Consider the following 13,208-nt stretch of genomic DNA (forward strand, 5'->3'; position numbering starts at 1 on the left):
CCTCTCCTTTGGAGAGTATTTAAATGAGGCTAAAAAAATCAAAAATGAAACTCCGAAGCTTTTGCTTATTTCTATGCTTCTTTTATACCATAAAAGTTGTTGCGCAAGACAGTACTCGTAATATAACTTCCTTAAACATTCAAAAATGTGTTGAAATAGCAATCAGCAATAACTTGAACGTTGCACAAAGCGAACTTGCTGCTAAACGGGCAAATATTGGTTTTAATCAGGCTAAATTAAACCTGCTCCCTAATTTTGGTGCAAATGTACAGCAAGGTTTAAACCAGGGCCGGAGTATTGATCCGTTTACCAATGCTTATTTAAACCAGCAGATTAATTACACCAATTATTCTGTGGGTGGAAGTATCATTTTATTTAATGGTTTTGTTCTGTGGAATACGATCAAACAAAACCTGCTTGCTTTCGAGGCAAGCAAGCAGGAGTTGCAGCAGCAAAAAGATAACCTGACCTTAAATGTGATCCTGGCTTATCTGCAAATACTGAATAACCAGGAATTGGTAAATCAGTCGCGTAATCAGGCAGCAGTTACACAGGAACAGATCCGAAGATCAGAAATATTAAACAAAGACGGCGCGATTGCGCCTTATCAATTGGCAGACCTGAAAGGACAATTAAGCAACGACAGCCTGTCGATCATCAACAACCAAAATAATTTGGAGGCAGCAAAAGTTGCCTTGGCGCAGTACATGAATGTTCCCTACCAAAAGCAGCAGTTATTTGAACCGCTGAATGCAGAGCAGCTTTCATCTTCTTACAATAATAATCCTGATGCCATTTATCATGCAGCATTAGAACAACTTTCTTTGGTAAAAGCAAGTAATTTACGGACTAAAAGTGCTGCAAAAGCAGTAAGTTCTGCACATGGTTACTTGTACCCTACGCTTTCGCTGAACGCTTATTTGTACACCAATTATTCCAGCGCCGCCAGCAAAAGTATTTTTACCGACAGCGCAAGAGTGGCAACAAACGATTATGTGAACCTGCAGAACGGAACAAGATCTTATGTAATGGCCAATCAAAACAATTACCGGCAGGAAAAAATCAGTTATCAAGACCAGTTTAAAAACAACTATAACTCAGCCATAACGCTTGGTTTACAGATCCCTATCTTTACCAACTGGGTTGCCCGAAACCGGATTGCCCTGGCAAAAATCGATTTAAAAAATGCAGAACTGGTAGAGCAAACTACACGGATTCAGCTTAAACAATCAGTAGAACAAGCATTTTTTAACATGATTGCTGCTTTTAGCCGTTATAAAACTTTGCAAAGCCAAGTGAGTTCTTACATAGAATCTTTTAAAGCTACAGAAGTAAAATTTAATGCAGGTGTTGGCACAAGCGTGGATTATACAGTTGCCAAAAATAAACTGGATGCTGCCAATATCAACCTGATTAGTGCACGGTACGATTATGTTTTACGGATGAAAATCCTGGATTACTATCAGGGAAAGCTAACCTGGTGATGCTTCTTTTACCGGTGTTTTTTCGAGATTTCTGAAACATATTTTGTTTAACTTGTTCCACCATCTGAACCAGTTAAAAATCCTGATATGAAATTTTATACTTTTTTAATGATCGCCAGTTTCGGTGTTGCTACTGCATCGGCACAAATTCATCCAGCTAAAACAGATACTATTTTTTTTGAAGATTTTAACGGAAAAAGCCTTGACCGAAGCAAGTGGAATGTAGAAGTAACAGGAAATACGGTTAACAACGAGCAACAGGCTTATGTAGATTCTATATCAACTCTTTATTTAGCACATAACAAAGAGGCAGCAGGCGCAAAAAAAGGTGCATTGGTTATAAAAGCAGTTTACCATCCGGGTTATAGCAGCAAAGAACAGCGCCATTATGATTTTTTATCCGGCCGCATCAACACCCGTTCTAAATTTGAGTTTACTTACGGAACAGCTTCTGCACGAATGAAAATGGCTGCCGGAGCTGGGGCCTGGCCTGCATTTTGGGCTTTGTCTGAAGGAAAATGGCCGGATTGCGGCGAAATTGATATAATGGAAACGGTTGGCGATTCTTCCTGGGTTAGCCACGCCTTGCACGGCCCTGGCTATTTCGGCAATACACCTCTTGCTTACCGTGCTTTTTTCCCAAAAGGCACTGATGTTACCCAATGGCATATTTATTCGGTAGATTGGTCGGCAAACGCGCTTGTTTTCAAGGTTGATGATAAAATTACCTACACCGTAACACGGGAAATGGTAGAAAAATATGGAAAATGGGCGTTCGATAACCCTAAATTTATCATCCTTAATTTTGCCCTTGGCGGCGGTTATCCAAACGGAGTTAACAAGCTAAAAGAACCTTATTTTGGTTTATCGCAAACAAGTGTTGACCGGATAAAAGCAGGACAGGCAAAAGTTTTTGTAGACTGGGTATTGGTAACACAGAGCAAACCATAAAAAAGTGCTTGTCCTTTCGAAAGTTTAGATCTTTTAAATTTAGTCCGGAATATTTTTCATGCTTCTTTTATTGCATAAAAAACGGATTTTTGTGTCTTTTTAGGTTAGGCTAAAAAAGTAAACCAATTAATTTCTGCTGGTAAAAATTAAGGAATAGTACACACCATTATTCTTCCGGCTTCTTCATACTTACCAATTCTGTAAAGCTTTTTGCAGCATTGGTAAACTCGGAAGGCATCAAAATAACCGTAGTAGTATTGTTATCAATTCCAATTTCAGAAAGCATTTGCATCCGTCTTAATTCCAATGCAATCGGGCTTCCTTCCATTTCTTTTGCACCTTGTGTTAATTTAATAGATGCTTCCAGTTCTGCTTCGGCTTTAACAATTCTTGCTCTTTTTTCCCGGATCGCTTCCGCTTCCCGTGCCATTGCCCGTTGCATTGCTTCCGGAATTTCGACATCTTTCATCTCCACCATCTCAATTTTTATTCCCCAAGGTTCTGTTGTGGTGTCCACCATTTTCTGGAGTGTTGCGTTAATTTGTTCCCTCTCCCTTAATACTTCATCTAAAGTATGCTGCCCAATAATGTTGCGCAAGGCAGTAACCGAAAACTGATAAACAGCTTTATTGTAATCGGCTACTTTAATAATGGCATCTTCCGGATTGGTTATTTTAAACCATAAAACGGCATTTACCTTAATCGTTACGCTGTCTTTGGTAATGGTTTCCTGCTGCTCCAGGTCAACTGTTTTTGTTCTGATGTCAACCCGTTGTTCCCGCTCTATAAATGGGATCAGCCAGAATAAACCAGGACCTCTGATAGATTCAAATCTTCCAAGCCGAAACACAATTGCACGCTGATATTCCTGGGCGATGCGAAGAGACCAAAAAAAGAGAACAAGAATAATTGCGATAATGATCAGAAGTGCCATATTGATTTTTTATTTGATGGTTGCTTTTTTAGGCTTGCCACCTGTGTTTAACCAAATATACATTTAATTAAACTGCTTCAGGCATTGCAGAATTTAATCTATCCGGAAAATTTGCCGGTAAAAACAGTATGGAAAATAGCTGTTACAAACACAGGATTTGGAAAAGCCTAAATTATCAAACAACACAATTGCTACAGAAGTAAATGTTAGCTTTGATCTGATAATCTCAGTCCGTACCTTTTTACAGAAAAGAATATTCAGAAAACCTGAATTAATTAATTTGAAAACAGAAGCTAAAAGTTTATTTTGGCTTATTGATCTAACCTGATGATAAATAACAACTCTTTTTTTTCAATATTCAAACGCGCTGCCTTGGTTTTTACATCGGCATTGCTTGTGGCCCAAACTAATATTCAGTGCAAGTTAAAGCATAATGCATCTGCTGCACATCATCCAACTCAAGCCGAAAATTACAAAAAGGGTTTAAAGGACTATTATAAAAACTATTTTCCGATAGGTGTGGCCGTTAATATGGCTGCTTTAAAAGGTGCAGATTCTGCTTTGATTGTGCATGAGTTTAATAGCGTTACGCCTGAGAACGATATGAAAATGGGCCCGATCCATCCAAAGGAAAACGAATACAACTGGAAAAATGCAGATGCTATTGTTGATTTTGCCGTAAAACATCATATCAAAATTCGAGGCCATAATTTATTGTGGCATAACCAGGCACCGGGCTGGATGTTTAAAAATGCGGATGGAAGCGAAGTAAGCAAAGAAGTGCTTTTAAAGCGGTTAAAAGACCACATTACAACGGTTGTCAATCATTATAAAGGAAAAATCTATGCCTGGGACGTGGTAAATGAAGCGATTGATGATGACAGCACCAAGTTTATGCGCAACAGTATGTGGTACAAAATCTGTGGTGATGATTTTATTCCGAAAGCTTTTGAATATGCTCATGCTGCTGATCCTAAAGCTGCTTTGTATTATAACGATTATAACAGCGAACATCCGGCAAAAAGAGAACACATTTATAAACTGTTAAAAAGTCTGGTTGATGCAAAGGTGCCAATTACAGGCGTTGGCATGCAGGGACATTGGAAGCTGAACGATCCTACGCCGGAACTGCTGCGTAAAGCTTTGGATGAATATTCTTCCTTGGGATTAAAAATACAGATCACAGAATTAGACATTACTATCCGTATGCCGCGGTCACGTCCTGCTAATTTAAACACGCAGGCAAATGCTGCAAATGCAAACCTTCTGCCTGTTCCTGATGCTGGTTTTACACCCGAACTAGAGCAGAAACAGGCTGCACAATACAAAATGGTATTTGATATTTTCAGGCAGTATAAAAATGTAATTACCGGTGTTACTTTCTGGAATTTGTCGGATAAGTACAGTTGGCTCGATTCGAGAGGCGGAGGATTAGCTGGCGGGGCAGCAGCAGGCCAAACATCAAGCAGAACTGTAAGGAAAGCTTATCCATTATTGTTTGATGAAAACCTGCAACGCAAAAAAGCGTACTGGTCAGTAGTTAATTTTTAAGCCGGAGAACTAATTTAAACGTATTATTATGCAAGCTAAATTTTTTGCAAAACTGATTTCTTTTGGCTTACTGGCATGCTTCTTTTATGCCACAAAAACTTGTGCCCAGCAAAAAGAGTTAGTTACTGTTCCTAATTCTGAACACCGATTAATGCACTCTAAAATTGCCGGCCACGATTATGATATTTATATTCATTTTCCCGCAGGTTATGATACAGCAAAAAGAAAGTTCCCGGTATTATTTGTAGTAGATGGTGATAACGATTTTTCGCCTTCGCTGGAATATTTAGGTTTGCTGATGGCTCAATATCATATTCCTGAACCTATTTTGGTAGCTATTGGAGATGGCGGCCTGATTGGAACACCCGGAAACAAACGCAACCGCGATTTTACGCCTACCGCAGTTAAAGCAATGCCAGGCAGCGGAGGTGCGCCAGTATTTTTAGGTTTTATAGAGAAGGAATTGATTCCGTTGATCGATGCAAAATACAAAGCAGAACCAACAGAACGTACGTTGTACGGCTACTCGATGGGCGGATTGTTTGGCACTTATGTATTGTTTACAAAGCCAGCTTTGTTTAAAAATATTTTAATCGGAAGTCCGGCTTTGGCTTATGATAACGAAAAAATATTTGATATAGAAAAAGAATACGCGGCTAAACATCAGGAACTGCCAGCACATGTTTTTATTGAAGTTGGCGAACTGGAAACAGCGGGACAAAAATTACCGAACAAAAAATTAGTGGATTTGCTTCAAGAAAGGCATTATAAAAACCTCGATCTGCATGCGGTAATTATCGAAAAAGTAACGCATTTAACAGGTAAACCTGCAACAATGCTTAAAGCTTTAGGCTGGGCTTATACCAGTCCGCATGTTATTTTTTAAATGGATCGATACTTCTTTTATCGCCTAAAAATCAGCATTGAATTTTCCTGTAAAAGGAAACAAATTTTTAGTCGGTAAAAGAAGCATCAGAACATTCCCTGCTTAATCACCATAATTTATCTGAACGGATTTAAATGCAACGTTTTATAATAAGCCAAATCGTGAGCAGGTTTTTCATACTTATCAGGAATGGGCAAATGCGAAAAAGTTTGATAATACAATAAACAGGCATCTTTCCACCAAACAGCATCTTCGTGTTGTACTGCCAGGGCGTGTTGCTCTTCCTTAAACCGTTCTGCATCAATTTTTGGTCCTATTTGGTCCCATGTGTGTTGCATTTCCTTTACCGAAGCAACACCGCTGTAATAATGATCTACCAGTTCATTCCATAAAGTCTCACCAGACTTCATCCGGTAATTCCAGGGAACATGATGAAACCATAAAAGATAAATTTCGGGCGTTGTTTTAATATTTTCAAACTCATTTCTTAAAGGCGGAAAATATTGCTCTACAGCTTTGCTTCCGGTAGCAGCAGTGCGGTCAAAACCAATACCAACAGAATCGGCTTTATTATAATAAATAGATGTCTGGTCTGCCCTTCCTCCTGTTACCCAAGGCCCGGGACCGTAATGGATGTTGCGTGACATTTGGTGATGCAGGCCAAGCGGTGTCATATAATTTACGGCAACTTCCCTGGAGTTAAGCATTATTTTTTTAATGGGATCAATAAAGCTTTCATCGTTATTAAAAGTCATTCTTAACCATTCATCTGCAATAGCTGCGGAAGTTAGATCAGGGTTCCAGGCCAGCTTTCCGTAAGCGTACCAGTTCGACTGGGCAAAAGTATTGCCGCACCAATTAATATTATTGCCAATGTTGGCAACACCGGCCATACCAGAAAGTGCGTGGTTATCGAGTTTGCCTTCTACAATTTTAGCAACGGTTGAACCTTTTCCTTTGCTGTAAGTATCAGCATCCAAACATTCTTTGTATAATGGTGCCAGAAAAACAAGGTTGCTTGCAAAACCGAGATATTCTTTGGTAACCTGAAATTCCATCATTTCCGTTGTTTTTGGCATTGCACCAAACAAGGGACTAAAAGGTTCGCGCGGCTGAAAATCAAGCGGGCCATTTTTTATCTGAACGATAACATTCGGTTTAAACAGACCATCTAAAGGCTTAAATTCTGTATAAGCTTGTTTGGTACGGTCATCCGGAACTTTCTCATCATAAACAAAAGCACGCCACATTACAATTCCTTTATGCGAAGCTAAAGCTTCGGCAAACATGTTTGCGCCGTCTACATGGTTTCGTCCGTAGTTTTGCGGTCCTGGTTGTCCTTCAGAGTTTGCTTTCACTAAAAATCCACCAAAATCAGGAATGTACTGATATATCTCGTCCGTTTTATCCTTCCACCATTTTCTAACCGTCGGATCAAGCGGATCTGCTGTTTTTAAGCCACCAATTTCTATCGGCGCGCTAAACCTTGCCGTTAAATATACTTTTACACCGTAAGGCCGAAACGTATTAGCCAGAGCAGCAACTTTTACCAGATATTCTTTTGTTAGGATGAGGGCATTGGCATTTACATTTGTTAAAACAGCACCATTAATACCAATGGAAGCATTTGCACGGGCATAATCGCGATAACGCGGATCAATGGTAGTTGGCAGGGCAGCCCAGTTCCATAATGATTTTCCTGCATAACCGCGTTCTACAGAACCATCCAGATTATCCCAATGGTTAAGCAAACGAATTTTAGTACGAGGGAAATCGCTAATAGCTAAATTTTTAATGCTTTGTTGTGTTTGCAGTAGTTTTAAGAAGTTAAAAACACCATACAAAGCGCCAATATCTGTATTAGCTGCTATAACGGTTGCCAATTTTCCGTTTACTGTTAAACTCCGGATGATGTATCCTTCCTGTCCTACTTCTTTCAATGCTTCTTTTACCGGCGAAAAATTAATCAGTTTAGATGAAGAAGGCGTGCATATAAGCAGCGCACCGTTAGCTGTTACTGTTTCTTTTTGTGGGAGATCTAATTGCAATAATCCTTTAATACCTGTGGTAATTTCGTTCTTTGCTTCGGTTAAGGTTGCGGTTTTGGCAGGAAATACAAGTTGGGTAATAGACGCGCGGTATTGAGTGTACAAGGCTTTATTATCAACCTTATCGTAACGCAGCCAAAGCCGGTAGCCATTTTCGGCATTTACTTGTACGGAAGAAAACAGGAGGAAGAAAAAATACAAAAACAGTTTTTTCATTTATAGTTTATTTTCTGGTTTAATCTCGGCTAAACTTCTTTCAAAAAGAAGACACAAATATCTATTTTATAGTACTAAAAGAAGCATATAAAGCCTTAACGTTTAGACTATTTTTAAAAATCAGAGTAAGAAGTTGGATGAAGAAAAACAATCTCGTTGTGCGAAACATTGTTTTGATACTCGCTTTTTGCAACAAGCGCTTTCCATTCCGGGTCGTTGTTAAATGTTTCCCAATGCTTGTCCCTGTCCTGCTTATTGTTAAATGTCGTCATGTACATCAGGTTAGGCATGTGGCTGCCAGCAATAACTTCAGCATAAAAAACAGCGTTAAAACCAAGCCTTTTAAAAAGGGCAACTTCATTGCCATCGTTAAACATTTTCACCTTGTTGATATTGTATTTTTCTGTAGCGCTTTCATAACTGCGCAATTCGTAAACACGCTCTGGTTTAGCTGCGGTTAATTGCGGAACGGCTGGTTCGGGCATTTTAGGAAACGCGTTCAGAATGATATTTTCAATTCGCGTAAACGGCGCATCTTTATAATTAGCTTCTATATAATCTTTTCCGTTAGCCAAATATTGCTGGTCTTTGTTCAGCTTCTCATCAATAGAAGTGAGTTCTTTTAATGAACTGAATGGAATTAAAACATAAATTTTCTGATCGGCAGTATCTTGGATAACAGGTTTAAACACACCAACAGATTTGATTCCAACTTCATGTAACGCTGGCAAATAAGCTTTCTCCAAATAATGATCCAGGCGTTCTTCCTGCAACTTGGTTTTTAAATGATATATTTTAATTTGATAATAATAACCGTGCTTAGTGTTAAAACCAAAACCCGATTTAAACAACAACAACAGCAGGAAACTGATGGAAAAAGAATGATACTTTTTAAAAGAAAATTGCATAACATTTATAGTTTAAACCTTACAAGCTTAATCATTTTCCCGGCAGTTTGTCCTATATTTTTCCGATACTTTTAAATATTCATGCTTCTTTTACCCGCTTAAAATTGGTTGTTGTTTCTATCAGTTTGATGATACTTGAAACATCAATTTTTGTGCGGTAAAAGAAGCATGATGTCTTCCTTAAAAATAAATTTAAACAAGTTTTAAAGCCTTATTCTTCTCTTCATTAATCAACTGTTACTGTAGCTGTTTGGCTGATTTCTCTGGATGAAGTGCCAACAAGTATTTTATATTTTCCCGGTTCTACAACCCATTTACTGGTTTTAACATCATAATAAGCCAGATCTTTAACAGGGATATTCAGGCTGATATTAGCTGTTTCTCCAGCCGGAATAGTTACTTTTTTAAATGCTTTTAATTCTTTTTCGGCACGCTCTACTTTTGAACCTTCTTTGCTGATATATAATTGAACAGTTTCCTTTCCGGCATATTTACCCGTATTTTTAACTTTTACATTTGCTGTGATAGATTCTGCTGACTTGTAATTGTTTTTATTAGTACTTAAACCAGTATAATTAAAATTGGTGTACGATAAACCATAACCAAAGCAATAAAGCGGTTCTATTTTTTTAGTATCAAACCAACGGTAGCCAACCAAAATACCTTCTTTATAATCCACCTGCCTGTTTTCGCCCGGATAAGCATTTAAAGCTTGTGCCGGAGAATCTTTAAGCTGGGCCGGAAAAGTAAAAGGCAACTTACCGGAAGGATTGGTTTTACCGATTAAAACATCTGCAAGAGCATTTCCATTTTCAGAACCATTATACCAGGACCAAACAATGGTATGATTGCGTTTTTTTATTTCGCCAATATCATAAGGCGCACCGCCAACTACCACCACAATTGTATTTTGGTTTGCTGCTGTAACAGCATCTACTAATTCCTGTTCTCCAAAAGGAAGGCTTAGGTCTTTACGGTCGCGGCCTTCACTTTCATAATCCCGGTTGCCGCCGACAAACAGAATAGCCATTTCAGAGCTTTTTGCAGCAGCCACTGCTTCTGCTATCATTGCAGCATCTGCACCATGAGTCGGATCGTTAACATTTTTATCAGAAGGTTTGTAAACACCAGAATATCCTTGTGCATATTTAATATTTACCGTTTTTCCTAATCTGTTTTGTAAACCTGCCAAAGCAGTTACTTCGTATTTGGCTTTAACACCTGCACCAAAACCACCTAAATGGAAAGTACGGGTAGCATTATCGCCAATTACCGCAATGCTTTTTAAAGCTGAAGTATTTAATGGCAACAGATTTTTATCATTTTTTAACAGTACAATTGATTCTGATGCAATATCATAAACTGTTTTGCTGTGTTCCGGTGTATTTAGTTTTCCTTTTGGTTGATTTTCGCTTAATGATGTTTGCATCATCACCCACAAAATACGGTGTACTTTTTCGTCAATTACCTTTGTGCTTACTTTTCCGGCTTTAACAGCAGCAAGCAACGGGTCAGCAAAATAATATTGATCATATTTTTCGCCTGAACCCATTTCCAGGTCAAGTCCGTGGTTAGCAGCATCAACAGTGCTATGCGTTCCGCCCCAGTCGCTCATCACCAAACCTTTAAATTGCCATTCGCCTTTTAATATTTTGTTCAGCAAGTAATCGTTTTCAGAGCAATAAGCGCCGCATATTTTATTATAGGCCGACATAATTGTCCAGGCTTCACCTTCTGTAATGGTAGCTTTAAAAGCAGGTAGATAAATTTCCCGAAGGGCACGTTCGTCAATACTTACATTCACAAAACCGCGTTCAACTTCCTGATTGTTTACAGCAAAATGCTTTACACAAGCTGCAACATGCTGGCTTTGTATCCCTTTTACCGATTGCACCGCCAGTCGTGAATTTAAAAAAGGGTCTTCCGAATAATATTCGTAAGTACGGCCGCAAAGAGGTGTACGGGCAATGTTAAAAGCAGGTGCAAGCATAATCATTTTTTTTCGTGCCCGCGCTTCTTCTGCCATATCATGCCCGTAACGATAAGCTAATTCCGGGTTCCAGGTAGCAGCCAAAGCTGATCCGTTCGGAAAAAAAGTAGCAGAATCTGTTGTTAAATTTGCTGATCCCCAGCCAGGTACAACATCTTCCCGGACACCTAACGGGCCATCATCGCTTATTAAATCTGGTATGCCTAATCGTTTTACACCGGCAGATGAAAATAAACCATTGGCATGAACCATGGCTATTTTTTCTTCAAACGTAAGTTTTTTAATAATTGATGCAATCTTTGCTTCGGTTTGCTGACTGCTTTTGGTTTGTGCCTGTACATTATTAAATGTCACAGCCAGTAAAACGCCGCCCAAAAAGTACTGTAGAAATTTAGTTCTCATGTTTATAAATGGTTCTGTTATTAATTGTTTGATAGAAAAAACAAAAGCCTAAACGACTTAGTGTATTTTTTACACAAAGAAAGATTAATTTTTCAACTTAAAAAGTTATTGATAAAATTTATATAAAGAATATTTTACATTTTGAAAAAAGCAATATTGGAATGATCTATCCAAGACAGATAAATTCACTTTTGATGCTTCTTTTACCCGGTTAAAAACAGTAACAGATTAAAAACCCATTACGTTTACAACCATCAATTTTTTAGGGATAAAAGAAGCATTAACATTTTTATAAAACCAGTTTTGCTGAAGCTTTTGCTGGCCCTTCCTTTGGAAGATTTTTATTGTACTTTTAAGCTAATTAAAAGTTTTAAATCAATTAATTGTGGAAATTTTAAAAACAGTTGCAGTAATAGTATTTTACTTTAAAAAACTATTAATCGTACTTTCCATATATTCTTTTGCAATAAGGGTAAATATCGTCTGGTTATCTTTGCACTCATCGCAACTAAATTGTAAATATTGTTTAATATTAACGCTATTCAAAGTATTGGCAATGGATTTAAGTATATGAAAATAATTTTTTTGAACTGATAAAACTTTCTGGATATAAAATACAATTGATAAATCTTTTGATAGGTTATCCTTATGTTCATCTACATAATCCAATATTTGCAGCATTTTAGTAGTATCATGTGTACATTTTTTACATGGAACCTCATTCAACTGAATAAAAATATCTTTAATCCTAAAAATTTGAACCTGTACTTCAGATAAAAGTTCTTCAATAGCATATTGCAAGTCACCATAATAAGTTGATTTTGCTATTTCAGGCAAACTTCCTGACAAGTAATTTAAAATTGGATATATTTGGTTTAAATTGTACAAAAACACTTTTCTAAGAGATACTTCATCCAATTTTAGATTACCTGACAAGAATGGTTTTTCCATAATTTTAACTTTACTTAAATAAAAAATGCAATAGCAAATAAGAAACAAGTTGTATTAAAGGAGCAATTAAATAAAGTATATAAAGCTAAAATCTAACAAGAGTTTTTTAGCTTTTGTACAGGTTTATTATATATAAATAGAATACTATAATAATCAAATCCAAACTGAACTTGTTTATTTTTTAGGTTTATAATACAAATAGTTAATCGTGATAATATCTATTAATATTGGCAATGTACAGAAAATATTAAAGATATGTATAATTGAGAAAGTATTTATTATTATTTTTTATAATAGGTAAAGGAAATAACATGTAGTATCAGGTTATAAAAATATAAAAAATTTGTAATTTTATAAATTTTTATTTATATACTTTATTTGTTAGTACTGTTCTTAAATGTATGATGGCTATAAAAGCCAGTAATATTTCTTCAGAGCAGCAACTATTTTAGCTGTAAAATTGAAAATAATCTATTCTGATTTATCTGTTTTCTTAACCAAAAGAAATTCATCATACATTTGAGAACATAACCTATTTGTTATTGTAGGAAACAAACACAAAAATGCATATATAAAAGAAGTGTGGATAATTTTATGAATAAAATCTTAAACAAACCCTTAAAATAACGTTGAATAATTCTTTTTTTATTGCAGAAAATTCATTGCATTTTTGTAAAATTGCAGTATAATTAACAGCGCCTATAGCTCAGTTGGTTAGAGTAGAAGACTCATAATCTTTTGGTCCCTGGTTCGAGCCCAGGTGGGCGCACTAAAATAAAAGCCGTTTTTTATAAAAAGACGGCTTTTCCGTTTTAATTCCTGCAATTTTTTATAATGAGGTTGTTTAAACTTATTTAGGGGGAAATTAGGTTTCCAATAAAAGCTGG

Annotated in this window: 9 protein-coding genes and 1 tRNA gene; 5 read left to right on the forward strand and 5 right to left on the reverse strand. The window is 37.0% G+C overall.

Annotation, left to right across the window (positions count from 1 at the left end; translation table 11 throughout):
• Nucleotides 1-44: 44 nt before the first annotated feature.
• Nucleotides 45-1,484, forward strand: a complete 1,440-nt coding sequence (locus tag GO621_RS14070) for a TolC family protein (RefSeq protein WP_198170252.1) — start codon at nucleotides 45-47, stop codon at nucleotides 1,482-1,484.
• Between the two features lie 87 nt (nucleotides 1,485-1,571).
• Entirely contained in the window at nucleotides 1,572-2,435 is an 864-nt protein-coding gene (locus GO621_RS14075; RefSeq protein WP_198170253.1) for a glycoside hydrolase family 16 protein, read from the forward strand.
• 166 nt (nucleotides 2,436-2,601) lie between these two features.
• Here GO621_RS14075 and GO621_RS14080 read toward each other — a convergent pair whose 3' ends face one another.
• A complete protein-coding gene (locus GO621_RS14080; RefSeq protein WP_157568116.1) occupies nucleotides 2,602-3,369 on the reverse strand; it encodes a slipin family protein in 768 nt (255 codons plus the stop codon).
• 327 nt (nucleotides 3,370-3,696) lie between these two features.
• On the opposite strand from GO621_RS14080, the gene GO621_RS14085 reads away from it, so the two are divergent.
• Both GO621_RS14085 and GO621_RS14090 read left to right on the forward strand, forming a co-directional pair.
• Nucleotides 3,697-4,920, forward strand: a complete 1,224-nt coding sequence (locus GO621_RS14085) for an endo-1,4-beta-xylanase (protein WP_157568118.1) — start codon at nucleotides 3,697-3,699, stop codon at nucleotides 4,918-4,920.
• Nucleotides 4,921-4,948: 28 nt separating this feature from the next.
• Nucleotides 4,949-5,806: an alpha/beta hydrolase gene (locus GO621_RS14090; RefSeq protein WP_157568121.1), complete on the forward strand. Its 858-nt coding sequence runs from the start codon at nucleotides 4,949-4,951 to the stop codon at nucleotides 5,804-5,806.
• Nucleotides 5,807-5,922: 116 nt separating this feature from the next.
• On the opposite strand, the gene GO621_RS14095 is transcribed toward GO621_RS14090, so the two are convergent.
• The 4 genes from GO621_RS14095 to GO621_RS14110 form a co-directional block, all read right to left on the reverse strand.
• Nucleotides 5,923-8,070 (reverse strand): alpha-glucuronidase family glycosyl hydrolase, encoded by a 2,148-nt coding sequence (locus GO621_RS14095; RefSeq protein WP_157568123.1) that lies wholly within the window; start codon nucleotides 8,068-8,070, stop codon nucleotides 5,923-5,925.
• A 113-nt stretch (nucleotides 8,071-8,183) separates the two neighbouring features.
• Complete coding sequence (locus tag GO621_RS14100) at nucleotides 8,184-8,978, reverse strand: NIPSNAP family protein (protein WP_157568126.1); 795 nt, start codon at nucleotides 8,976-8,978, stop codon at nucleotides 8,184-8,186.
• 226 nt (nucleotides 8,979-9,204) lie between these two features.
• Entirely contained in the window at nucleotides 9,205-11,370 is a 2,166-nt protein-coding gene (locus GO621_RS14105; RefSeq protein WP_157568128.1) for a beta-glucosidase family protein, read from the reverse strand.
• Between the two features lie 420 nt (nucleotides 11,371-11,790).
• Nucleotides 11,791-12,321: a DUF892 family protein gene (locus GO621_RS14110; RefSeq protein WP_157568130.1), complete on the reverse strand. Its 531-nt coding sequence runs from the start codon at nucleotides 12,319-12,321 to the stop codon at nucleotides 11,791-11,793.
• Nucleotides 12,322-13,016: 695 nt separating this feature from the next.
• Between GO621_RS14110 and GO621_RS14115 the strand changes: the two genes are divergently transcribed.
• A tRNA-Ile gene (locus GO621_RS14115) sits at nucleotides 13,017-13,090 on the forward strand.
• Nucleotides 13,091-13,208 lie beyond the last annotated feature (118 nt).

It is taken from the genome of Mucilaginibacter arboris, from assembly GCF_009754915.1.
GTDB lineage: Bacteria > Bacteroidota > Bacteroidia > Sphingobacteriales > Sphingobacteriaceae > Mucilaginibacter_A > Mucilaginibacter_A arboris.